This window comes from Salinifilum aidingensis (assembly GCF_054782015.1).
Genome location: NZ_BAAGTH010000020.1, coordinates 1 through 23,433, shown reverse-complemented (window position 1 = coordinate 23,433; position 23,433 = coordinate 1). Strand labels below are relative to the sequence as shown.

General features: G+C 71.4%; 19 protein-coding genes and 1 pseudogene. 11 read left to right on the top strand and 9 right to left on the bottom strand.

Features of this window, described 5'->3' with window-relative positions:
• Positions 1-28: 28 nt before the first annotated feature.
• Genes ACYVJE_RS21485 through ACYVJE_RS21450 form a run of 8 tightly spaced genes read left to right on the top strand, consistent with a single transcriptional unit; the run spans position 29 to position 8,232 of the window.
• Complete coding sequence (locus tag ACYVJE_RS21485; protein WP_459156225.1) at positions 29-379, top strand: NADH-quinone oxidoreductase subunit A; 351 nt, start codon at positions 29-31, stop codon at positions 377-379.
• Positions 370-1,638, top strand: coding sequence for a hypothetical protein (locus ACYVJE_RS21480; protein ID WP_461145876.1), 1,269 nt, complete (start codon positions 370-372; stop codon positions 1,636-1,638). Before ACYVJE_RS21485 ends, ACYVJE_RS21480 begins: the two co-directional genes overlap by 10 nt.
• Positions 1,631-2,560 carry a complex I subunit 1 family protein gene (locus ACYVJE_RS21475; RefSeq protein WP_461145875.1) on the top strand — a complete coding sequence of 310 codons (930 nt, stop codon included), beginning with the start codon at positions 1,631-1,633 and terminating at the stop codon, positions 2,558-2,560. Before ACYVJE_RS21480 ends, ACYVJE_RS21475 begins: the two co-directional genes overlap by 8 nt.
• A 10-nt stretch (positions 2,561-2,570) precedes the next feature.
• Positions 2,571-3,131, top strand: a complete 561-nt coding sequence (locus ACYVJE_RS21470; RefSeq protein ID WP_461145874.1) for an NADH-quinone oxidoreductase subunit J — start codon at positions 2,571-2,573, stop codon at positions 3,129-3,131.
• Positions 3,128-3,433 (top strand): NADH-quinone oxidoreductase subunit NuoK, encoded by a 306-nt coding sequence (gene nuoK / locus ACYVJE_RS21465; protein WP_461145873.1) that lies wholly within the window; start codon positions 3,128-3,130, stop codon positions 3,431-3,433. The genes ACYVJE_RS21470 and nuoK overlap by 4 nt, the downstream gene beginning before the upstream one ends.
• Positions 3,434-3,436: 3 nt before the next feature.
• Positions 3,437-5,302, top strand: a complete 1,866-nt coding sequence (locus tag ACYVJE_RS21460; RefSeq protein ID WP_461145872.1) for an NADH-quinone oxidoreductase subunit 5 family protein — start codon at positions 3,437-3,439, stop codon at positions 5,300-5,302.
• 3 nt (positions 5,303-5,305) lie between these two features.
• Entirely contained in the window at positions 5,306-6,811 is a 1,506-nt protein-coding gene (locus ACYVJE_RS21455; RefSeq protein WP_461145871.1) for a complex I subunit 4 family protein, read from the top strand.
• Positions 6,812-6,813: 2 nt separating this feature from the next.
• Positions 6,814-8,232: an NADH-quinone oxidoreductase subunit N gene (locus ACYVJE_RS21450; RefSeq protein ID WP_461145937.1), complete on the top strand. Its 1,419-nt coding sequence runs from the start codon at positions 6,814-6,816 to the stop codon at positions 8,230-8,232.
• Positions 8,233-8,368: 136 nt separating this feature from the next.
• Here the strand turns inward: ACYVJE_RS21450 and ACYVJE_RS21445 are convergent, their stop codons facing one another.
• The 3 genes from ACYVJE_RS21445 to ACYVJE_RS21435 all read right to left on the bottom strand — a co-directional run bounded on the left by ACYVJE_RS21445 (position 8,369) and on the right by ACYVJE_RS21435 (position 11,469).
• Positions 8,369-9,781 (bottom strand): MFS transporter, encoded by a 1,413-nt coding sequence (locus ACYVJE_RS21445; protein ID WP_461145870.1) that lies wholly within the window; start codon positions 9,779-9,781, stop codon positions 8,369-8,371.
• Complete coding sequence (sbnA, locus tag ACYVJE_RS21440; RefSeq protein ID WP_459156217.1) at positions 9,778-10,758, bottom strand: 2,3-diaminopropionate biosynthesis protein SbnA; 981 nt, start codon at positions 10,756-10,758, stop codon at positions 9,778-9,780. Before sbnA ends, ACYVJE_RS21445 begins: the two co-directional genes overlap by 4 nt.
• Before the next feature lie 240 nt (positions 10,759-10,998).
• Positions 10,999-11,469 (bottom strand): hypothetical protein, encoded by a 471-nt coding sequence (locus ACYVJE_RS21435; protein ID WP_459156216.1) that lies wholly within the window; start codon positions 11,467-11,469, stop codon positions 10,999-11,001.
• Positions 11,470-11,761: 292 nt separating this feature from the next.
• Here ACYVJE_RS21435 and ACYVJE_RS21430 point away from each other — a divergent pair, with 292 nt between their 5' ends.
• Positions 11,762-12,415 carry a GntR family transcriptional regulator gene (locus ACYVJE_RS21430; protein WP_459156215.1) on the top strand — a complete coding sequence of 218 codons (654 nt, stop codon included), beginning with the start codon at positions 11,762-11,764 and terminating at the stop codon, positions 12,413-12,415.
• 109 nt (positions 12,416-12,524) lie between these two features.
• Here the strand turns inward: ACYVJE_RS21430 and ACYVJE_RS21425 are convergent, their stop codons facing one another.
• Positions 12,525-13,688 (bottom strand): NAD(P)/FAD-dependent oxidoreductase, encoded by a 1,164-nt coding sequence (locus ACYVJE_RS21425; protein WP_461145869.1) that lies wholly within the window; start codon positions 13,686-13,688, stop codon positions 12,525-12,527.
• A complete protein-coding gene (locus ACYVJE_RS21420; RefSeq protein WP_461145868.1) occupies positions 13,688-14,044 on the bottom strand; it encodes a bifunctional 3-phenylpropionate/cinnamic acid dioxygenase ferredoxin subunit in 357 nt (118 codons plus the stop codon). Before ACYVJE_RS21420 ends, ACYVJE_RS21425 begins: the two co-directional genes overlap by 1 nt.
• 419 nt (positions 14,045-14,463) lie before the next feature.
• Between ACYVJE_RS21420 and ACYVJE_RS21415 the strand changes: the two genes are divergently transcribed.
• A complete protein-coding gene (locus ACYVJE_RS21415; protein WP_461145867.1) occupies positions 14,464-15,903 on the top strand; it encodes an MFS transporter in 1,440 nt (479 codons plus the stop codon).
• 238 nt (positions 15,904-16,141) lie between these two features.
• On the opposite strand, the gene ACYVJE_RS21410 is transcribed toward ACYVJE_RS21415, so the two are convergent.
• The 4 genes from ACYVJE_RS21410 to ACYVJE_RS21395 all read right to left on the bottom strand — a co-directional run bounded on the left by ACYVJE_RS21410 (position 16,142) and on the right by ACYVJE_RS21395 (position 22,655).
• Positions 16,142-17,287, bottom strand: coding sequence for an aromatic ring-hydroxylating oxygenase subunit alpha (locus ACYVJE_RS21410; RefSeq protein WP_461145866.1), 1,146 nt, complete (start codon positions 17,285-17,287; stop codon positions 16,142-16,144).
• A gap of 525 nt (positions 17,288-17,812) precedes the next feature.
• On the bottom strand, positions 17,813-18,661 hold the full coding sequence (purU, locus tag ACYVJE_RS21405) for a formyltetrahydrofolate deformylase (protein ID WP_461145865.1): 849 nt from the start codon (positions 18,659-18,661) through the stop codon (positions 17,813-17,815).
• Between the two features lie 10 nt (positions 18,662-18,671).
• Positions 18,672-20,045 carry an L-serine ammonia-lyase gene (locus tag ACYVJE_RS21400; RefSeq protein WP_459156209.1) on the bottom strand — a complete coding sequence of 458 codons (1,374 nt, stop codon included), beginning with the start codon at positions 20,043-20,045 and terminating at the stop codon, positions 18,672-18,674.
• Positions 20,046-20,189: 144 nt separating this feature from the next.
• Positions 20,190-22,655: a GcvT family protein gene (locus ACYVJE_RS21395; protein WP_461145864.1), complete on the bottom strand. Its 2,466-nt coding sequence runs from the start codon at positions 22,653-22,655 to the stop codon at positions 20,190-20,192.
• Positions 22,656-23,249: 594 nt separating this feature from the next.
• Between ACYVJE_RS21395 and ACYVJE_RS21390 the strand changes: the two are divergent.
• Positions 23,250-23,433, top strand: a pseudogene (locus tag ACYVJE_RS21390) (serine hydroxymethyltransferase); the annotation flags it as partial.

The following is a 23,433-nucleotide window of genomic DNA, read 5'->3' as shown; positions in this document are numbered from 1 at the left end:
TCGACGGGCGGCGGTGAGGAGGCGAGGAGTGAGCGGGTTCGGTGCGGCTCTGGTCCTGCTCGTGGTCGCGGTCGTGCTGGTGGCCGGCGCGTACGGGCTCGCGTGGCTGGTGGCGGAGGCTCCGGTTTCCGGCCCCGTCGCCCCGTTCCTGTCCGGGCACGAGCCGGCTGAGCACGCGGTCTCCCGGTATCACGCCCGGTGGTACGTGCTGGCGATGGTGTACCTCGCGTTCGAGGTGGAGATGCTGTTCATGTACCCGTGGGCGCTCGTGGTCCCGTCGGTCGGGGCCAGCGCGGTGATCGAGATGTTCCTGTTCCTGGGCATCTTGCTCGCCGGGGTGGTCTACGCGTGGCGGGAAGGGGCGTTGCGGTGGGCGTGAGGAGTGCGCTGCGGCGCTTCGCCGCCGGTGCGCCGCACGTGCTCGTCGCGGAGACCCCGGGCGGTGCGGCGGCGCGGTTGGCCGTCGAGGACTTCGTGCGCGTGCGCGGTTGGCCGGTGGCGGCGAGTCCGGCGGATGCGGACGTGCTGGTGCTCGCGGGGCCGGAACACCCGGAACTGGCGGGGTTCGTCGACCGGACGTGGCAGCAGGTTCCGCGTCCGCGGGTTCGCGTGCCCGTGCCCGCTGCTGCGGACGCGGGAACCGCGCTCGACAACGCCGGGGCGCTGTTGGCCGAGGGCGGGCAGGTCCCGCAGCCGGTTGATCTTCGGCCTCCGGAGGGCGCTGGCGGTGACCACCACGGGCGCGGCGCCGGGGCCGAACGCGCGGACGGCGGCTCGGAGCACCGGCACGGCCACGGCGATGAGCACCAGCACGGCCACGGCGGCGGGCACCACCACGACCACGGTTCGACGGCGGACGTGCCCGGTGGTCTGGCGATGGCCGAGCGCGGCTCGGACCGCGACGGGCTCATGCTGGATCAGTTGCACGTGCCGCTGGGGCCGGTGCTGCCGGAATGGCCGGCCGGTCTCGTGGTGCGCATGACCGTGCAGGGGGACGTGGTCCAAGAGGCCGAGGTCACGGCGGTTTCCGGACGGGGGCCGGTGGAGGCGTTCTGGAACGCGCCCCGGCGCCGCGCCGCTGCCGGTCACGACGTGCCCGCGGGGGAGGTGGCTCGGCGGTGCGCGGCCGCGCACCTGGACAGCCTGGCCCGCCTGCTGGCGGTGGTGGGATGGCCCGATGCCGTGCTGGGGGCGCGGCGGGTGCGTGCCGGTGTGCTCGCCGGTGCCAGCACCGAGCGGGTGGTACCGGAGGTGGGGCGACTGGCTCGGCGGTTGCGCCGCTCGCGGACGCTGCGCTGGCTCACCGGGGAGATCGGGGTGCTGTCCCGCGCCGCGGCGGAGCGGGCGGGAGTGACGGGTCCTGCGTTGCGGGCGAGCCGGGCGGCGGGTGATGTCCGAGCGCGGTGGTTGACGTGGCTGGACGAGCTCGACGGGCTCGTCCAGCAGGTTGATGGCACCGCCCGGATGCCCGAGGACGTGGCGCCGCCGCGCGGCGAGGCGGGATCGGCGCCGCTGCTCGCGGTCCTGCCGGACCTGTTGGAGGGCACGGAGATCGCCGCGGCGCGGCTGATCGTGGCCAGCCTCGACCCGGACCCGGCTGAGCTCGCCCACGCCTCCCGGGGGGTGTCCGATGGGTGACGCGCCGGTGTGGTCGATCGTGGTTCTGCCCTTCGCGCTGGCGGCGGCGACCTACGCCGCGCTCGGGTTCGACGCGGCTCTGCGGGCGCGCGCCGCCGGACGGGCCGTGTCGCTCCCGGGCGCGGTGATCGGCCTCGCGCGTTCGGCGGTCCGGCTGCTGGTGCAGCAGCGGCGCACCACCACCGCTGCTGACGCCGTGCTGTGGCGGGTCGGTGCGGGCGCGGTACCGGTGGCGGCCGTGCTGGCGGGGCTGGTGCTGCCGCTGGGCGGCCGCGCGGTGGCGGACCTCGACGTCGGCGTCGTCTGGTTCAACGCGATGGAGATCCTGGCCTGGGCGGCGGTGTGGATGGCCGGGTGGGGTCCGAACTCGGCGCTGTCGCTGGTCGGGGGATACCGCTTCGTGGCGCAGGGGTTGGCCTACGAGCTTCCGCACATGTTCGCGTTGATCACCGCGGCCACGGCGGCGGGAACGCTGCGGGTGGGCGGCATCGTCGAGGCCCAGTCCGGCCTGTGGTTCGCGGCGTGGATGCCGGTCGCGTTCCTCGCCTACCTGCTCAGCGCGGCGGCGATGGCGTTCTGGGGGCCGTTCGCCGCACCGCTGGGCCTCGACATCGCCGGCGGGGCGGCCGGTGAGCTGTCCGGTGTGGACCGCCTGGTGTTCGCGGGTGGGCGGTGGATGTTGCTCGTGGTCGCCGCCGCGATGGCCGTCCCGCTGTTCCTCGGCGGGGGCAACGGGCCCGTGCTGCCCGCGTGGACGTGGACCGCGGTGAAGACGGCGGCCGTGCTGGCGGTGGTGGTGTGGCTCGGCCGCCGGTTCCCGGTGGTGCGGATGGAGAGGTTCGCCGAGTTCGCGTGGCTCGTGCTGATCCCGCTGACCGTCGTGCAAGCGCTGGTCGTGGCCCTGGTGGTCCTGGCGCGGTGAGGAGGTGTTCGTGAGCGCGGTGCTGTTCTGGATCTTCGGGGTGCTCGCGGTGACCAGCGGGTTCCTGGTGTTCCGACTGGACTCGATGGCGCAGGTGACCTTCGCGCTGCTGGCCTCGTTCCTGTTCGTCGGTGCCGAGGTGGTCCTGCTCGGGTTGAGCTACCTCGGTGTGGTGATCGTGCTGATGATGATCATGGAGATGGTCATCATGGCCGTGTTCATGATCATGTACATGATGAACCCGGCCGGGCTGATGCCGATGGCGATGTACCACAACAAGGCCGGGGCGATGGCGATCTCGGTGGGCACCTTCGCCGTGCTGGCGATCGGGATCTTCCTGGTCGACTGGCCGCAGCGGGCGGGGCGCCCGCCGGCGGACCCGACGCGCGCGCTGGGCGAGGCGCTGATGGGCCCGCAGATGCTGACCATGATGACCCTCGGGCTCGCGCTGTTCGCGACGATCGTGGCCGCGGTCGTGCTGGCCACCCGCCGCGGGCGCTACGACCGGTTCGGTGACGAGCTGCGCGGGCGCGAGGCCGATGACCCGGTTCCCGGCGGGGTGGGCCGATGAGCCTGCAGTTGTTCCTGCTGCTGGCGGCCGGGTTGTTCGCCATCGGCGTGTACGGCGCGCTTTCGCAGCAGTCGATCGTGATGCTGATGATGGGCTTGGAGCTCATGCTGGGCGGGATCATCGTCGCTGCGGCGGCGTTCTGGTACTTCCTCGCACCGGCGGCGGTAGCGGGTCAGGTGCTGATCCTCGTGGTCATCGCGGCGATGGCGGTGGAGATGGCCGTCGGGTTCGCGGTCGTGACGGCGATCTTCCGGGCGCGCGACGCGGACATGACCGACATGGCCGCCGATCTGAAGGAGTAGCCGATGGAGGTGCTCGGCTGGCTGCTGGTCGCGGTGCCGCTGGGAGCGGGAGGGCTGCTGACCTGCCTCGGCCGGCGGGGCGACCGGTTCGCCTCGACCGCGGGGATCTGCACCGCGGCGGTCACCGCGGTCCTCGCCCTCGCCGCCGCCGTGCTGCGCCCGGAAGTCGGCGCGCCGCTGTTCTCCGGGATCGACGCGGGACTGGCCGTCGACGGTCTCTCGGCGGTCCTGGTGCTCACCGTCGCTGCGGTGACCCTGGCCGTGCTGCTCTTCGCCGCCGGCGAGGGCGACCTCGACGTGGCGCGGCCGCGGTTCACCGGGCTGATGCTGCTGTTCTCCGGGGCCATGCTGGTCACCGTCACCGCCACCGGTCTGGTCGTGCTGCTCATGGGCTGGGAGGTCATGGGGGCGACGAGCTGGGCCCTGATCGGGTTCTGGTGGCGCGAGCCCCGCAGGGTGCGGGCCGCGGGGGTCGCCTTCCTCACGACCCGGGCTGCCGACCTGGGGCTCTACCTCGCCGCCGGCGCCGCCCTCGCCGGCGGTACCGGCGCGCTCGCCCTGCCCGCACTGCCCGAGGCGGGGCGGCCGTGGCTGGACGTCGTGACCGCGGGGGTCGCGCTCGCCGCGCTGGGCAAGTCGGCGCAGGTGCCGTTCCACTTCTGGCTCTCCCGGGCGATGGAGGGCCCGAGCCCGGTCTCGGCGCTGCTGCACTCGGCGACCATGGTCGCCGCCGGGGCCTACCTGCTGCTGCGCCTGCACCCGCTGCTGGTCGCTTCCGGATGGGGCGCGGGGCTGGTCGCGTGGGTGGGCGCGGGCACCGCACTGCTGCTGGGCCTCGTGGCGGTGGCCCAGACCGATCTCAAGCAACTGCTCGCCGCCTCGACCTCGGCCCAGGTCGGGTTCATGGTCCTGGCCGCCGGGACCGGCGGGATCACCGGTGGGACGATGCAGCTGGTGGCCCACGCGGCCACGAAGTCGGCCCTGTTCCTCGCCGCCGGGGCCTGGCTGACCGCGCTGGGCAGCAAAGCGCTGCCCGCGCTGCGCGGAGCGGCCCGCCGGTACCCGCTGGTCGGTGCGACCTTCACCGTTGCGGTCGCCTCCCTGGCCGGTCTCCCGCCGCTCTCGCTGTGGGTGAGCAAGGACGTAGTGCTCGCCGCCGCCGCGGGCAGCAGCCCGGTCCTGCACGTCCTCGGGCTGGCCGCGGCGGTGGTCGCCGCGGTGTACAGCACCAAAGCCGCGTGGTTCGCCTGGCGACCGGAGCCGGAGGCGACCGGGCGGGACGCCGAACAGCGCGGTACGCGCCGGATCCCCGCTGCCGCGCCGCCCGTGCTGATCGTCCTCAGCGGACTCGCCGCCGCGCTGGGGCTGCTCGGCCTTCCGCCCCTGGGCCGCGCAACCGCGCTCCTGATCGGACGGACCGCCGTCCCGACGCCGGCGGGGTGGGAACTCGCGCTGTCCGCCTCGCTGGCGGTGGCCGCCGCGTGCGCGAGCTGGTGGTGGGCCGACCGCCCGGTGCCGCTCCCCGCACCAGCGCGCCGGGGGCTGACCGGGTGGCTGCGGTGCGAGCACGCCGCACGGGTGCTCATCGCGCGGCCGACGATGGCGCTGGCACGCGCTCTGGCGGCCTTCGACGACCGCGTCCTGGACCGGGCGGCGATGGCGTTCCCGGCGGCCGGCCTCGGGCTGGCCCACCTCGTCAGGAGTCGCGCGGAACGCCCGATCGACGGTGCGGTGCAGGTCGTGGCCCGCGGATCCCGGCAGCTCGGTGCGCTGGCCCGCCGGCCCCAGACCGGGCAACTGCACCAGTACTACGCCCAAACCGCCGTCGCGCTCGCCGCGCTCGTCCTGATCCTCGTCCTGGTGCGGTGATCCATGCTCTCGCTGATCGTCTTCCTGCCCCTGGCAGCCGCGCTGGTGCTGGCCGCGGTCCCGGAATCCGCCGGTCCCCGGCCGTTCCTGTTCAGCTGGATCGCGATCGCGGCGGCCGATGCCGCCCTGGTCGTGCTCGCGTGGGTCGGCTACGACCCCGGCAGCAGGATCGCCTACGAGCAGGACCTGCGGTGGATCCCCAGCGCCGGGGTGGGCTACCACGTCGGGGTCGACGGGCTGTCGTTGCCGCTGATCGCGATGACCGCGCTGCTGTTCCTGGCGTGCGCCGTGCACTCGCTGCGCCAGACCCGTCGGGTGAAGGGCTTCGCGCTGCTGTTCCTGTTCCTGCAGACGGTGAGCATGGGCCTGTTCACGGCGCTGGACCTGATCCTGTTCTTCGTCTACTTCGACCTGTCCATCGTGGGCATGTACTTCGTCATCGCCGGGTGGGGGCACGGCAACGCGAAGCGCTCGGCGCTGACGTTCTTCCTCTACACCTTCATCGGGTCGCTGGCGCTGCTGCTGGGATTCATCGGTCTGTACCTGGCGGCCGAACCGCACACCTTCGACCTCGTCGCGCTCGCGCGGGCGAACCCGCTCGCGGGGCAGGGCACCTACGCGGCGCTGGTGCTGCTGGCGATCGGCGTCGGGCTGGCGGTGAAGACCCCGACGGTGCCGGTGCACACCTGGCTGCCGCCCGCGCACACCGATGCGCCCGCGGCGGGGTCGGCGATCCTGGCCGGCGTGCTGCTGAAGATGGGCACGTACGGCTTCGTCCGCATCGCCGTGCCGCTGCTGCCGGAGGCCTGGCACGACTACGCCGCGGTCGTGGTGGTGATCGGGGTCGTCTCGGTGCTCTACGGCGCGTTGGTGGCGCTGGCGCAGGAGGACTTCAAGCGCCTGGTGGCCTACACCTCGGTCAACCACATGGGATACGTCGTCCTCGCGCTCGGCGCCGCGGGAATCGTGACCGCGGGCGAGGTGCAGGCGCGCTCGTTGGCCGTGACCGGAGCGGTCACCCAGATGGTCAGCCACGGCCTGATCACCGGAGCGCTGTTCCTGCTCGCCGGGGTGTTCCACGACCGCCGCGGCAGCTACGACATGAGCGCCTACGGAGGCGTGGCCGGACCGGCACCCGTGTTCGCGGGGGCGACCGGTGTGGCCGCGTTCGCCTCGCTCGGGTTGCCGGGCTTTTCCGGGTTCATCGCCGAGTTCCAGATCTTCGCCGGCAGCCTCGCCTCGGCCGCGGTGGCCACGGCCCTGGCCCTGCTCGGCATCCTGATCACGGCGGGCCTGTTCCTGCGGGCGCTGAACCGGGTCTTCCTCGGAGACCTGCGCCTGCCCGACGCCCCCGGTGCGACGCGCGGGTTCGCGGACCTGCACCGGAGCGAGGCCGCCTCGATCCTCCCACTGCTCGCCTCGGTCGTCGTGATCGGCGTTGTGCCGCGCTTCCTGCTCGACGTGATCGAACCCGCCGCCACCGCGCTGATCGGAACCCTCGGCCGGTGACCATGAACGAGAACCCCGCCGCCCTCGTCCCGGAACTGTCCCTCGTGGCCAGCGCCGTGCTGGGCCTGCTGCTCGGCTCCTGGCTGCCCCGGCGCCGGCAGGGGTGGGTCCGCCTGCTCGCCGCAGCCGCCTGCTTCGCGGGCCTGGCCGCCACCGCGGTGGCCATGACCACCGCCCCGCAGGTCGTCTTCGGTGGTAGCTACGCCGTCGACACCGCCACCAACGCGGGGCGGCTCATCGTGCTGACCGCCACCTCGCTGACGCTCTGCCTGTCCGCCGACGCGGTCTCCTCCCAAGCCCGCGAGACCGAATTCCACGTGCTGCTGCTGCTCGGAGCGCTCGGCACGATCATGCTCCTCGGCGCCTCGGACCTGCTGCTGCTCGTCGCCGCGTACCTGCTCGCCTCGATCCCGCTGTACGCGTTGGCCGGCTTCGCCGCGGACGCGTCGGGCACGGAGGCGGCGCTGAAGTACTACCTCATGGGTGCGCTGCTCGGTGCCGCCCTGCTCGCCGGAACCACCCTCCTCTACGGACTCGGCGGTGCCACCGGCTACGCCGCGCTCGCCCGGAACCTGCCCGCCGCTCCCGCACCGGCCGTCGCGGTCGGGGTGGTGGCCGTGCTCGCCGGGCTGCTGTTCAAGATCGGCGGCGCGCCCGCGCACTTCTGGGTGCCCGACGTGACCGAGGGCGCCAGCGCACCGGTCGCCGCCTTCGTCACCACAGTGCCCAAGATCGGTGGGCTCATCGCCGCCTACCGGCTGCTCGCCGAGGTCATGCCCGCGGTAGGTCTCAATTGGACACTGCTGGTGGCCGTGCTCGCCACCGCGTCGATGACCCTGGGCAACCTCGCCGCCTTCGGCCAGGACGACGTGCGCCGCCTGCTCGCCTACTCCGCGATCAGCCAAGTCGGCTACGTCCTCGTGGCCGCTGCCGTCGCGCATCGCAGCGAGCTCGCGCTGCCCGGTCTGCTCTTCTACCTCGCCGCCTACGCCGTCACCAACCTGGGCGCGTTCGCCGTCGTCACCGGACTGCCCCGCGCGAGGCGGCTGGAGGACTACCGCGGCCTCGCGCGGCGCCACCCCGGTCTGGCCGCGGTGCTGGTGGTGTGCCTGCTGGGACTGGTCGGCACCCCGCCGACCTCGGTGTTCCTGGGCAAGCTGGAGGTGTTCACCGCAGCGATCGACGGTGACCTGACCTGGTTGGCGGTCGTGGCGGTGATCAACACCGTCGCCAGCCTCTTCTACTACCTTCGCTGGATCCTGCCGGTCTTCCTGCCCGCACCGGAGTCGTCCGGCGACGGCCTCGTCCCGGCGGGACGCTGGTCGGCTGCGGGGGCCTACACCGCCGGAGCCGCCTCCCTGGCCCTGGGAATCGCCGGTGGGCTCGTGCTTCCGCTGGGCACCGGGCCGCTGCTGTCGTAGCGACCGGCGGAGTCCCGACGACGCGGGCGAGCAACCACGCGGCAGCGTCCCGACGGCGGGCCGGTGCGCACCGGGGTCGTCAGCGATCTCCGCGGAGCAGGACCAGGTCCACTCAGGTACGACGCGACGAGGTGGATCACCGCGGCGGCGATGGGCGGGCGGTTCCGGAGGGGCGCTCGTCCACCCGCGGGAGGTTCGGCACGGTGCCCTCGGTCGGGAGGTCGAGTTCGCCGCTCATGCGGCGACGCACCGGCGGGAGCGCAGCGGCCGAGCGCGGGGCGGTGCTGCTCCGAGCGCTCCCGGCGTCCCCGGGAGAGCTTCCGGCGTCCGCACCGGCGCGCTCGGCGCGTGCGGCTCGGAGGCAGCACGCGCACGCCACGGCGCACGCAGCGCCCATCAGCGCGATCGCTGCCCGACCGGGCAGGACCACGGACACGGGGCCGGCGAGCAGCGGCCCGGCGGACTGGCCGGCCAGCAGGAAGCTGTTGGCAGTGCCGACGTAGCCGCTGCGGCGCTCTTCCGGGGCGTGCCTGCTGAAGTGGAAGAACAACGACTGGGCCAGGGCGGCGAAGCCCGCTCCTTGCAGCAGTCGCAGCACGATCAGGCCGGCGATGCCGAGCGGGAGCGCCTGGGCGGCGATGCTGACGGCGCAGACACCCGCGGCGATCGCCAGCACCCGCACCGGTCGCTGAGCGCGGTCGTTGTGCCGACCCCACCAGAAGGAGGCGATGAGCGTCGCGCCCCAGGTCAGGGATTGGAAGATCCCGACCCACAGCCCCGCCTGGCTGGGAGTGACTCTTTGCTGGACGTGTTCGGCGAAGACGGGGATCAACCCGTAGACGCCGAAGTAGACCCCGACCGCGGCCGCGGCCAGCGGTAGCGCTCCGGGCACGTGCCAGAAGCCCGCTCGGCGGGCGCGCCCGTCCGCAGCGGTCCGCTCCTGCGCCGGAGGGGGCTCGGGCGCGGTGGCGCGTGGTTCGCGCAACCCGAGGGCGCACGCCCCGGCGAGCACGGCGGCCAGCACGGCGATGGCGACCATGAGGCCACCGAGCTGGCCGGCCCCGATGAGCGCACCGCCGGCCAGCGGCCCGGCCAGGGAGCCCGCGGCGGTGGCGCTGAACGATTTGCCCAGCGCCGATCCGCGCTCGTTCCCCGGTCCGGCGGCCCCGGCGAAGGCTTGCGCGGCTTCGACGACGCCGCCGAGGCTGCCCTGCAGCAGTCGGCCCAGCACCAGCGTGATCGGGTTGCTGGCCAAGGCCATGACCAGCATCGACACGGCCAGGCCGAGCAGGGCGCGCACGACCATCCAATGCCGCCCGACGCGGTCGCCGACGCGGCCCCACAACGGGGTCGCCGCGGTCAGCGCCAGGGCGGGGGCGGCGATGGCCGCTCCCGCCCACGTCTGGATCGCGGCTGTGCCGGTCAGGCCCATGTCCTCGACGTAGAAGGGCATGATCGGCACCAGCATCATCAACCCGGCGGTGTTGGTGAACTGGCTGGCCCACAGCAGCACGAGGTTGCGTCGCTGGACGCGCTCGGCGGTGGTCACGGCACCTCCGTCAGATCGGCTCGGCTCGCGCGGTGCTTGAGGTCCTCGGCCCAGGTGTCGTCGTAGATCGTGTCGAGGTAGCGCTCGCCGCGATCGGGCAACCACGTGACCACCCGGGCGGACTCGGAAAAGCCCTCCAACAGCGCGTCCAGCGCTGCGATCACCGCCCCGGAGGAACCGCCGGCCAGCAGGCCCTCGGTCTCGACCAGCCGCCGGCAGCCGGCGGCGGAATCGGGGTCGGCGACGTGGACGACCCCGTCGACCTCCTCGGGGGTGAAGATCTCGGGCACGCGGCTGGCGCCGAAACCGGGGATGTGGCGTTTCGCCGGCGGCGCCCCGAAGATCACCGACCCCACCGCGTCGACGGCCACCACCGTCAGCTCCGGGTTCACCTCGCGCAGCCGGCGCGCCGTTCCCTGCAGCGACCCGGTGGTGGATACCGGGGCGACGAGGTAGTCGATGGGGCCGTCGACCTGCTGCAGGATCTCGGCCCCGAGCGTGTCGTAGTAGGCCCGCCAGTTGCGCTCGTTGGCGTACTGGTTGACCCAGACCACCCCGGGGTTCGCCTCGGCGTGGTCCTGCGCGCGGCGCACCCGGGTGTGCAGGTACCCACCCGCCTCGTCGGGTTCGGTGACCACGTCCACGTCCGCCCCGAACAGCTCGAGCAACCGCAGGTTCGTCGACGAGGTGTTCGGGTCCACCACCGCGGTGAAGGACAAACCGTGCGTGCGGGCGGCCACGGCCAGCGCCACACCGAGGTTGCCGGAGGTGCTCTCCACCAGCCGCATCCCCGGTACCAGTCGCCCCTCGCGCACGCCCTGCTCGACGATGTGGCGGGCGGGGCGGTCCTTCATGCTCCCGCAGGGGTTGAGCATCTCCAGCTTGGCCAGCACTTCCACCGCGGGGTCGGGGAAGCACCGCCGCAACCGCACCAGCGGAGTCGAACCGACGCAATCCAGAACGGAATCGTATGTCACCACAAACCTCCTGGCCGCTCCACCGCGGCGCACGCGGGGAGCTCAGCCGCGTTCACGGGAATGGGGACCGGCCGCCGTTCCCGGCGACCGGTGAAGAACGAGGAAATTCCGGACAATGGGCGGGTGCACCAGCCCAGTGGCAGTACCCGCCGCACGGTCGGAGAACTGAGAAGGGGCCGGAACATCTCTCAGCGTGAACTCAGCTCGAATTCAGCGAGACACCGGCCTGCGGCCGTGAAATCAGGTTCGTGACACACCGAGGGTGATCAGGAGGGGGAAACCAGCGAGCAAACCGGGTGGGCGCGTCGACCGCCATCGCGCGCGTGCTCGTGTGTCCAGGTGCGCAGCCCCGGCGAGGACCACCACCAGTGCGCCGAGGAGCGCCAGGAGATCGCCCTGCGCGGAGGGCGCGAACCGCTTGATCGCGTCCATCACGTGGTCGCTCGTGACGTGGCACACCGGGCTCGGGTGCTCGTCCCCTTCTGGGTGGGGACCTGTCTGCCGGTCCGCCGCCGCAGACGTTGAAACCGCCTCGTCGGCGTGGAACGCGGCCGTCCCCGGATGGCCGCCGGAGGTGGCGGTAGCGCCCGTCTGCGTTGCAGTTTGAATCTGCGAATGGTGCGGCGGCAGCGTGCACATCAAAAATGCTGAAAGCGCGAACAGCACGAGCAGCGCGGTGCGCCCGCGACTCGACTGGAGTGCCCTCAGCATGATTCCCACTCTAACCAACGCTGCTGGGGCATCGACCAAGAGACATGCTCTCGTCACCGGACGAGGTGCCGAACGGGGCGCGGGGGAGGAACGGGTTCCCCCGTCCGGAGCTCGGCGGGCCGCGCCGCTCACCACCGGCAGCGGCCGGCTCCGCGCTGCGTTGACGTGCGGCTGAACAGGCATGATCCTCGCGGATCGTGACGTGTAGCACGAAACGCGGTGGACGTCGTTCCGCCGACAGATACACTGCTGATATGTCAAGTGTTGTGACGTCGGGATTGCGGTGGAATCAGTGACGACCAGCGAACCTGCCTACGCCTCGCTGGCCGAGAAGGCCTACGTGGCGATTCGTGATCGCCTGATCATGCTCGACATCCCTCCCATGACCGCGATCGACGACGCGGAGCTCGCCCGGTCGCTGGACATCGGGCGCACCCCGGTGCGCGAAGCGCTCAAGCGCCTCGAGGGCGACCGCCTCGTCGTGTCGTACCCGCGCAGGGGAACGTTCGCGACCGCGGTCGACATCACCGATCTCGCCTACATCTCCGAGCTGCGGGTGCAGCTGGAGCCGCTGGCGGCGCGCCGGGCCGCCGAGTACGCCAACGCGGAGGTCCTCGACGAGGTCGTCGAGCTCGCCGACGCCCTCGACGAGGTCGACGTGCGCTCGCTCAGCCGCGACGAACTCATGCGCTGGGACCTCCACGTGCACCGCACCATCTACAGCGCTGCCGGCAACCCGCACCTCGAGGACACCCTGGTTCGCTACGACAACCTGGCAACACGGATATTCTGCCTCTTCCTGGAGCGCATGGTGGATTTCGACAGCCACGTCGGTGAACACTCGGACCTGCTCCGAGCGATCGGTGAGAGGGAGCCCGAGGAAGCGGAGAAGTTGGCACGCGAGCACGTGCTGAGCTTCGAGGAGGCGATCCGCTCGGTGGTCTGAGCCGCCGGACCTCCGGCGGCTCGTCACGCGGTGCTGTTTGTCGGGGTGCGGGTTGCGCGGTCGGCATTCCCACGAGGACGTTTCCTCGTTCAGCGCGGTACCGGTGCCGTCATTCTCGTGCGGCGAGCCGGCGGCGCCAGCGTCCGAAGGAGCGGCCGCGGTCGATCGCGAGCACTCCGGTCGGTGAGCCGTGGGCGTTCGTGTAGACGGCGAGGAATCCGTCCCCGTCGGGGTTGCCTTCGTCGACGTGGACCGTGCAGTCCTCGGTGCGGTGGCCGGCGAACTGGATCTTGTGGCCGTACTGGTCGGACCAGAAGTACGGCACCGCGTGGTGGGCGGGTGCGGTGTGCTCCTGGCCGAGCAGTGCCGCGGCGCTGGCCGCGGGTTGGTGCAGGGCGTTGGTCCAGTGTTCCAGTCGCATCGGTGCGGCGGTGTAGGTGCGGTAGGCGTTCGCGCAGTCGCCGGCGGCCACGATCTCGGGGATGTTGGTCCTGCCTCGGGCGTCGGTGCGGATCCCGTCGTCCAACGAGACGCCTGATCCTTCGAGCCATTCGACGTTCGGCTGGGCGCCGATGCCGACGACCACGACGTCCGCCGGCAGTTCGCGTCCGTCGGTCAGGCGGACACCGCTGACGCGCGGCTGCCCGAGCAGCTCGGCCAAGCGGCTACCGGGATGCAACCGCACGCCGTTGCGGGCGTGCAATCGACTGCACACGGCTCCCATCTCGGCTCCCAGCACCCGCTCCAGGGGAACCGTTGCCGCGTCGACGACGTCCACTTCGCACCCGAGCCCGGCAGCGGTCGAGGCGATCTCCGTTCCGATGAATCCGGCACCGATGACGACCAGGCGCGCTCCGGGGGCGAGCTCCCGCCGCAGGGCGTGGGCGTCGTCGAGGGTGCGCAGCGTGTGCACCCCGTCGGGGACCGACTCCGGTAGCGTCCGCGCGCGGGCTCCGGTCGCCAGCACGAGGCCGTCGGAGTCGACGCGGCTTCCGTCGTCGAGCAGCACGTGTCGTTCCCGCGGGGCGAGAGCGGTGGCTGCGCGTCCCAGCACCCAGTCGATCTCGAGTTCCGCGTCGTCGTCTTCGGCCAGGCGGATGTCGTCTTCGGACGCGTCTCCGGCGAGGAACTCCTTGGACAGGGGTGGACGGTCGTAGGGGGCGTGCTTCTCGGCGCCGATGACGGTGATCCGCCCGTCGAAGCCGTGGTTCCGCAGCGCCCGGGCGCTGGACAGGCCGGCGAGGGATGCGCCGACGACGGTGATCCGCTCCATCAACTCACCTCTTCTGCAACCGCGTCGGCCGCTGCGACGGTGTCGGCGCCGGCACGGGTCGACTCGTGGACGTAGATCAGCCCGTCGTGGAGGCTCACCTCGTGCGTGCGGACGGGCTTCTTCGCGGGTGGGCCGTCGGGTCGGCCGGTCCGCAGGTCAAAGCAGGCTGCGTGCAAGGGGCATTCAACGGCGCAGCCTTCCAGCCATCCGTCGGAGAGCGACGCGTCCTGGTGCGTGCACGTGTCGTCGATCGCGTGGAGCTCACCGTCCACGTTGAACACGGCGATCGCGACGTCGCCTTCGACCCGGACCGACTCCCCGGGAGGGAGGTCGGACAGCTCACCTACGAAGATCATCCCGCCTCCTGTTGCGCATTCCGGAACTTGTAGTGAATTACGCAACACACAGAATGCGGCTCGAGGTGCCGGTCGTCAATGGTGGAGTTGCAGCCTCCGGTGACGATCGTGTTCCGGCTTCGCAGCGCGCACGGAGTGTGTTTGCACCGCCCCGGAGCGCACGGGCGCACTCGGGATGTGCGCCCGCGCCCCGGATGCGGAGATTTAGTGCCTCCCGGGCGCAGTGCCGCAGCTCGGGCTGTTCGGCGAGGTGGCTTCGGCGAGAGCGCGAAGCCGGTGGTAGCCGCATTGACCTCGCGGGGTCTGTGGCTTACGTTACACAGATATATCAATTGTCGATGCGCTTCACAAGGGTGGGGGGTTGTTCCGGGAACGCGGTACGGTGTTGCAGCAGCACGTGCACGCGTCGGGGGAGTTCCATGACCGATCAGTCGAGAGGGCCGCGGTGGGGCATCACTCCGCCCGTCGTGCAGGAGGAGCGCACCGTTCGCCGGGCGGTGGCGGCGGCGTCGGTGGGCAACATCGCCGAGTGGTACGACTTCGGGCTGTACTCCTACCTGGCGGTGGTGGTGCTCGACCGGGTGTTCTTCCCCGATGCCGGCCAGTGGACGACGACGTTGGCGCTCGCCGCCTTCGCCGCCGCGTTCGTGATGCGGCCGCTGGGCGGGTTCGTCTTCGGGTGGATCGGTGATCGCCTCGGTCGGACCAAGGTGTTGTCGGCGACCCTGCTGCTGATGGCGGTGGTGACGGTGCTGCTCGGCCTGGTGCCGAGCTACGGTGCAATCGGCCTCGCCGCCCCGGTGCTGGTGCTGATCATCCGCATGCTGCAGGGTTTTTCGGCCGGTGGGGAGTACACCGGGGCGCTGACCCTCGTCGCCGAGTACTCGCCGGACCGGCGCCGGGGGTTCTTCGGCAGCTGGCTGGAGTTCTGCACGCTGATCGGATACGCCCTCGGTGCGGGCGTGTGCGGGACGCTCATCGCCGTCCTGCCGGAGGACGCGCTGCTGTCGTGGGGATGGCGGTTGCCGTTCATGCTGGCGCTGCCGCTGGGGCTGACCGGTGTCTACCTGCGGATGCGGCTGGAGGACACCCCCGCGTTCCGGCAGTTGATGGAACGCTCCCCGGCGCTGGTCACGATGTCGGTGCGGCGGGCCGTGCAGATCGTGCGGCGGCACTACCGCACGGCCGCTCTGGTGGCGGCCGGCGTGACCATCGCGTGGAACGTGACCAACTACGTGCTGACCAACTACATCCCCGCCTACCTGACGGGAACGCTGCCCCGCTACGACGAGAGCGGCACGAGCGACGCGGTGGCCACGGCCCTGCAGGTGGCGGTCATGGTCGTGATGGTCGCCGCGATCCTGCCCGTCGGGCGCCTGAGCGACCGGATCGGCCGCAAACCGGTCCTCATGACCGCCAGCGTTTCCCTCGTCGTCCTGGGACTGCCGGCGGTGTGGCTGCTCCGCGAGGGGCTGCTGGGGCAGATCGTCGGACTGCTGATCATCGGTCTGATCCTCATGTGCTTCGCGGCGGTGTCCCCCTCGGTGCTGCCGGCGCTGTTCCCCACGATGATCCGCTACAGCAGTCTCGCGGTCATCTTCAACCTGTCCGTGTCGCTGTTCGCCGGCACGGCTCCGACGGTCATCGAAACCGCGACGACGGCGACCGGCGACCTCGACTGGCCCGGCTACTACCTCATCGGTGCGGGCCTCGTCGGCATCGCCAGCACGTACTTCCTGCGCGAGCACGCCGGCCGGCCGCTGGCGGGTGCGGCGCCGCTGACCTCCAGCGCCGAGCTCCCCCCGCCGCCGCTGTCAGCGGACGGGGTCCCGATGGAGTCCCCGCGCGAGAATTCCTGAGATGTCGCTCGCCGGTGCGCGTGGCCCGCACCGGCGGGCGACCGGGCGTCGCGGAACGGTGCGGCCGGTTCAGGATCCGCACGACCGGTGAGCACGAGCGGGCTCCGCCGTGTCGAACGAGAGCTCGCGCGCAGGTTCCTCGCGCGCAGGCCGTGCCTTCCGGAGGAGCTCCCGTGCTGCACCGAACCGCGAGCCCCGTGCGGACGGTCGCGTCCGCACGGGGCTCGTCAGTTGCGGATCAGCCGACGTGCTGACGCACCCAGTCGTGGAACTCCCCGATGTGGTGCTCGCTGGGGACCAGCACCCCGCCGTCCTTGTAGGAGCGCGAGTCCATCGCGAGCTGGCAGCGCTCGCAGGCGTCGAAGTCCTGCTGGTTGACGCGGTGGAACAGTTCCACCGAGCGCTCGATGTCGGCGCCCGAGTCGATGACGTCGGGCAGGTAGAGCCAGTCGCAGCGGACGATCGTCCGGTCTACGGCGACCGGGAACATCCGGTGGAAGACGACGTGGTCGGGGACGAGGTTGACGAACACCTGGGGGCGCACGGTGATGGCGTAGTAGCGCCGGTCCTGCTCCTCGCTCACGCCCGGGAGCCGTTCGAACCCGGCCGATCCGTCGACGGTGAAGCCCTGGACCTCCTCGCCGAACTCCGCGCCGTGCCCGACGAAGTACTGCGCGGCGAGCCCGTCGGCGAACTCCGGCAGCACCTCGGTCAGCTCGGGGTGGATGGTCGCGCAGTGGTAGCACTCCATGAAGTTCTCGACGATCTGCTTCCAGTTCGCCTTGACGTCGTACTCGATCCGGCGGCCGAGCTTGAGCTCGTCCACCTGGTAGCCGACGATCGCCTCCGGCGTGCCCAGGCGGTTGGTGACGTCGTTGATGACGGTGTCCTCGAACGACGGCGGTTCCTCGGCCAGGCACAGCCAGACGTAGCCGAGCCACTCGCGCACGTGCACGCGGTGCAGCCCGAACTCGGACCGGTCGATGTCCGACATCGCGGTGAGGTTCGGCGCGGAGACGAGCTTGCCCTCCAGGGAGTAGGTCCAGGCGTGGTACGGGCACTGGAAGGCGCGCCGCACCTCCCCGCTCTCCTCGGTGCACAGCCGGGCGCCGCGGTGGCGGCACACGTTGAGGTGGGCGTTGATGGTGCCGTCGCGCCCGCGGACGACGATGACGCTCTCACGTCCGATCTGCACGGTCTCGTACTGCCCGGGGCGGGCGAGGTCCGCGCTGAGCACGGCGCAGAACCACCCGGATTCGAAGATCGAGCCCTGTTCCGCGCGGAAGATGTCGGGATCGGTGTAGTAGTGGCCGGGGAGGGTCTCGCGAAGGCTCTCCGGGAGCCCCTGTTCCTCGGTGGAAGCGGCGATTTCACCAGTCGTCATGGCAGCGCTCCTCGAATCGGGTGGGATGGGGAATGTGCGTTACCGGCGTCAGCACGGGTGCGGACCCGGGACGCCCGGGACGTCGATTGACGCGGGCGCCACGGTGCGGGGCACGAACCGGTCGGGTGTGCGAAGGGTGTTCGGATGTCGGGTGTGCCGGCGGTCCCGGCGCGATCGCGGGGGATGGCACGCCGCCCACCGGAAACATGTCATCGGCGGTCCTCGCGGGGCGATCGGGGTGTTGGTGACGGTGCGGTTCCCGATGAGGTCGTTTCGCGCGCTCCGCGAGCGAGCTCTCACGGAAGTCCCGCCTTCGCGGTGCGCGAAATTCCACAGTGGAAGATCATGGGCCAGCAACCTCCGGAGGCGTTGCGGGTGTCGGTGAAGACCACGGGCACGGACAACGGGGGTGCGGGCTCCGGTCCCCGGAGACTACCGCAGGGGGAGAAACCGGTCGAGTGTCCGCAGGCCCGCCGAACCCGGCGTGACGTGCGGCGCACGGGTGCGCGGTGTCTCCCGCGGTGTTCACCGGAAGACGACGGTGCCGTGGCCGTTGAGCAGTACCCGGTGCTCGCAGTGCCAGTGCACCGCTCGTGACAGCGCGAGCGCCTCGGCGTCTCGCCCGACCGTCTGCAGCGCGGCGGGGTCGTGGGTGTGGTCGATGCGGATCACCTCCTGCTCGATGATCGGCCCCTCGTCGAGGTCCGAGGTGACGTAGTGGGCGGTGGCCCCCACGAGCTTGACCCCGCGGGAGTAGGCCTGGTGGTAGGGTTTCGCACCTTTGAACCCCGGCAGGAACGAGTGGTGGATGTTGATGGAGCGCCCGTGCAGGGCTTTGCAGGTCTGCTCGGACAGGACCTGCATGTAGCGGGCCAGCACGACGAGGTCCACGTCGTACTCGTCGACCAGTTCGAGCAGGCGGGCCTCGGCCTGCGGCTTCGTCTCCGGGGTCACCGGGATGTGGATGAAGGGCAGGCCGGCGGCTTCGGCCATCGGGCGGAGGTCGTCGTGGTTGGACACGACGGCGGCGATGTCGGCGCTGAGGCTGCCGGCGCGCCAGCGGTAGATCAGGTCGTTGAGGCAGTGGCCGAGCTTGGAGACCATCACGAGCACGCGGGCGTTGCGGTCGGGGGAGAAGCTGAAGCTCATCTCGAAGTCGGCGGCGATGGCTTCGAAGCCGCGGGAGAGTTCGTCGAGGTCGACGTCGTGGGCAGCCGCGGCGTGCGTGCGCAGGAACAGGCGTTCGCGGACCGTGTCGTCGAACTGCTGGTGCTCGCGGATGTCGCAGCCGTGCTCGAGCAGGTAGGAGCTGACGGCGTGGACGATGCCGGTGCGGTTGGGACAGCTCAGGGTCAGGATGAACGAGCGGGTCACGGGGTTCTCCTCAGCATTCCACGATGGTGAGAGCCAGCCCGCCGCGGGCGGTCTCCTTGTACTTGTCCTGCATGTCCGCTCCCGTCGCGCGCATCGTGGCGATCGCCTTGTCGAGGGAGACGACGTGGGTCCCGTCGCCGTGCGCAGCCATGCGGGCGGCGGTGATGGCTTTGACCGAGGCGACGGCGTTGCGCTCGATGCAGGGGATCTGCACGAGCCCTCCGACGGGGTCGCAGGTCAGCCCGAGGTTGTGTTCCAGGCCGATTTCGGCGGCGTTCTCCACCTGCTCGGGTGCGGCCCCGAGGAGCTCGGCGAGTCCGGCGGCGGCCATGGCGCAGGCCGAGCCGACCTCGCCCTGGCAGCCGACCTCGGCCCCGGAGATCGAGGCGTTCTCCTTGAACAGGATCCCGATCGCGCCGGCGGTGAGCAGGAACCGCACGGCCGCGTCGGGGGTGAAGGTGGGCAGGAAGTTCCGGGCGTAGTGCAGCACGGCAGGAACGATCCCGGCGGCGCCGTTGGTGGGGGCGGTGACCACGCGGCCGCCGGCGGCGTTCTCCTCGTTCACGGCCAGGGCGTAGAGGGTGACCCACTCCAGCGCGGGCAGGGCCTCGTCCGTCGCGGTGGTGGACTCCAACCGCTGGCGCAGGTCCTCGGCGCGGCGGCGGACCTGCAACGCCCCCGGCAGCGTGCCGCTGGTGCTCGTGCCGCGGTCGACGCAGTCCTGCATGACCGACCAGATGTGCAGCAGCCCGTCGCGGATCTCCTGCTCGCTGCGCCAGGTGCGTTCGTTGGCGAGCATGATCTCGCTGATGGTCAGCCCGGTGTCGCGGGCGTGGGCGAGGAGCTCCTCGGCGGTGTGGAACGGGTGGGGCACCGGGGTGCTGGTCTCGACCGGAGCGGGGTTGCGGGCTTCGTCCTCGTCGAGGACGAAACCGCCGCCCACCGAGTAGTACTCGCGCTGCTGGAGCACGTCCCCCGCATCGTCGTGGGCGGTGAAGCGCATCCCGTTGCTGTGGAAGTCGAGCCGTTCCTCGCCGTGCAGGAGGACGTCCTCGTCCGGCGTGAACGCGATCTTGCGCTCCCCGCCGAGGCTGAGCACCCCCTCCTCGCGCGTGGCCCGCACCGCGGGTTCCGCGGCGACCGGGTCGACCAGGTGGGGTTGTTCGCCGGCGAGACCGAGCACGACGGCGGGGACGCTGCCGTGGCCGCGCCCCGTCGCTCCGAGCGAGCCGAACAGATCGCAGCGGACGCGGGAGACGCGGGGGAGTTCTCCCGACTCGCGCAGCCGGGTGACGAACAGGTAGGCGGCCCGCATCGGACCGACGGTGTGCGAGCTCGACGGGCCGATGCCCACTTTGAACAGATCGAAGACTGACAGGGTCAATGCGCGCTCCCAACTGGGCGGGGGCGAGCCGCGCCGGTCCCGGCCGGCCCTGCCGGTGGTCGGCAGTGCCGACCGGGACCGGCCGACCGGGACCGCTCGCGGGCACGCTGAGCGGTGGCCGTTGCGGCGGGGACGGGTGGGCGGTCATCGACGGATGCGGTTCATCTCCGGGTCCACCAGTGGTTCTTCGGCGACGGTGGCGCGCACCCGGCGGCCGAAGTACTGGATGTCGACGGGGGTGCCCGGGGTGGCCGTGGCGGGCAGCCAGGCGTAGGCGATCGGTGTGCCGAGCGTGTGCGAGAACGCCGCGGAAGTGATGTAGCCGGCGGGCTCACCGTCGAGCAGCACGGGTTCGGAACCGAGCACGACGCTGCGCCCGTCGTCGACGGTCAGGCAGCTCAGGCGGCGCGACACCGCGTCGGTGTCGATGCCGGCGAGGGCCTCGCGCCCGACGAAGTCGCCGTTGTTCCACCGGACGGCGAAACCGACACCCGCTTCGTAGGGGTTGTGCTCGGTGGTCATGTCCGCGCCCCACGCGCGGTAGCCCTTCTCCAGGCGCAGGCCGTTGAACGCGGCGCGTCCGGCGGCCACGACGCCGAGGTCGCGCCCGGCCTCGAACAGGACGTCCCAGAGCCGCTGGCCGTACTCGGCGCTGGTGTAGATCTCCCACCCGAGTTCGCCGACGTAGGACACGCGCATCGCCGTCACGGGGATTCCGGCGATGTGGGCGCGCTGGCACCGGAAGAACTTCAACCCCTCGTGGGAGAAGTCGTCCCGGCTGAGCGGTTGCACCAGGTCGCGCGCCAGCGGGCCCCACACGCCGATGCAGCAGGTGCCGCCGGTGATGTCGCGGACCTGCACGCCGCCGTCCTCCGGCAGCTGGCGGTGGAAGTAGTCGAGGTCGCGGTTGCCGTTGACGCCGAGCTGGAACGACTGCTCGCCGAGTCGGGCCACGGTGATGTCGCTGCGCACGCCGCCGGCGTCGTCGAGCATCAGGGTGTAGGTGACCGCGCCGACCGACTTGCCCATCTTGCCGGTGGTGAGCCGGTCGAGGAAGGCGAGCGCGCCGGGGCCGGTGACCTCCAGCCGCTTCAGCGAGGTCATGTCGTACATGGCCACGGCGTTGCGGGTCTTGTACGCCTCGACCGCCACGACGGGCGAGTGGTACATGGCCGACCAGGAATCCCGCTGCGGCGGCTGCCACTCCACGGGCAGGTCCTTGACCAGCGGCGCGTTGGCCTCGTACCAGTGCGGCCGCTCCCAGCCGTGGGCCTCCAGGAAGACGGCGCCGAGCTGCTTCTGCCGCGCGTGGAACGGGCTGACCCGCAGATCGCGGGGGGAGAACTTCGGCTGCAGCGGGTGCTTGACGTCGTAGACCTCGACGAAGTTCTGCTGCGCGGTCTCCGCGACGACCTCCTCGCTCGTTTCGATCTCGTCGAACCGCGCCGCGTCGCAGCCGTGCAGGTCGATCTGGCTGCGGCCGTCGACGAGCAGTTCGGCGACGGCGCGGCCGACCCCGGAGGAGTGCGTGACCCACACGGCTTCGGCGATCCAGAACCCGGACACGTCGGGCGATTCGCCGATCAGCGGTCCGCCGTCGGGGGTGAACGACATGATCCCGTTGAAGCCGGTCTCGGCCTTCGTGGACCGCAGCGCGGGCAGCAGGCGCTTGCTGTGCTCCCAGGACGGGGCGAAGTCCTCCTCGGTGAACGGCAGCATCGACGGCATCGACGCCTCGTCGACGTCCCCGCCCTGCGGCAGGTTCGCGGGGTCCACGGGCATCGGCCGGTGCGCGTAGGAGCCGATGCCGATGCAGTCGTTGTGCTCGCGGTAGTACAGGTCGGCGTCCTGGTGGCGCAGGATCGGCAGCTGAGCCTCGACGTGCTCGTCGTTGCGCCCGATCAGTTCGGGGACCTGCCCCGTGCGCGCGTACTGGTGGGCCATCGGCAGCAGCGGCACGCGCATGCCGACCATCTCGCCGATGGCCTTGCCCCAGAAGCCCGCGCACGAGACGACGATGTCCGCGGGCACCTCGCCCTGGTCGGTCTGCACACCCGTGACGCGCCCGCCGTGCTGGTCGATGCCGAGCACGCGGGTGCGGCCGTGGAAGCGCGCACCGCGGGCCTCGGCGCGTCGGGCGAGCGCGACGACCGCCCGGGTGCCCTTGGCCAGCCCGTCGCCGGGGGTGTGGAATCCGCCCAGGATCTCGTCGGGGTCGAGCAGCGGGTGCAGCTTCGCGCACTCCTCGGGGGACAGGATTTCACCGGACACGCCCCAGGAACTCGCCCAGCCCTGCTTGCGGTGCAGGTCGTCGAGGCGCTGCGGCGTGGTCGCGATCTCGAGCCCGCCGACCTTGTTGAAGCACCACCCCTCTTCGGAGTCGAGGCTGGCGAGCTTGTCGACCGTGTAGGTGGCGAACTCGGTCATCGCCTTGGAGCCGCTGGTCTGGTAGACGAGCCCGGGCGCGTGCGAGCTGGACCCGCCGGTGAGCGGCAGCGGACCCTGGTCGAGGACGGTGACCTGGTCCCATCCGCGTTCGGTCAGCTCGTCGGCCAGGTTGGCGCCGACGATCCCGGCTCCGATGATGACGACTCGAGGGGTCGTGCTCATGCTGGTCTCCTAACGGTCTGCGGTGGCGACCACTGCGCGGGGGTTGCTGGCGGGCGGGAGTGCTGGGCGACTCGGAGTCCGGTTCCCGAGGAACGTTTCGCCGGTCTGCGCGCGGGGCGACGTGGTCCCGCAGGGGGTCGGTGCGGTGGGACGCCTCAGCGTCCGCCGAAGCCGTCGTGCGGGACCGGTCGTCGTGAGGTCCGGAAACCTCGTCGACGGGTGGTTCGACCGGTGTGGCCGTGACCGCTCCGGTCGTCACATCTGGAAGAACACTGATATATCAACTGGATAGCAAGATAAGCAGTGCTCGCGCCGGGGGTCAACACCTCGACCGGAATCGACGTTCGGGGTGCCGACGCGGGTTCCCGCGCCCGGGAGGGGACGTGGGCGCCCCGGTCGGTCGCCGGGTGCCGGCTCGCGCCCGGCCTCGACGAGGTCGATGTCGCGACCCCCTTGACCGCGCGGTCCGCGCTGATAGGCTGAAAGCCATCTGATATTTCAGTTGAATGGCAACTGCGTCGCAGCCTGGAGCGGGCTCCTGGCGCGGGTTGGTCCTTCGACTCCTCTGCTGATCCCCAGCGCGGAAGGAGCCCTATGAGTCTGCCCAGCACCGGAGGTGTCGCCGGCACCTTCGACCAGTCGCTGCCGTCCGTCGACCCGGAGGTCGCTGCTGCGGTGGGTTCTGAGTTGCGTCGCCAGCAGAACACGTTGGAGATGATCGCTTCGGAGAACTTCGCACCGCGCTCCGTCCTGGAGGCTCAGGGGTCGGTGCTGACGA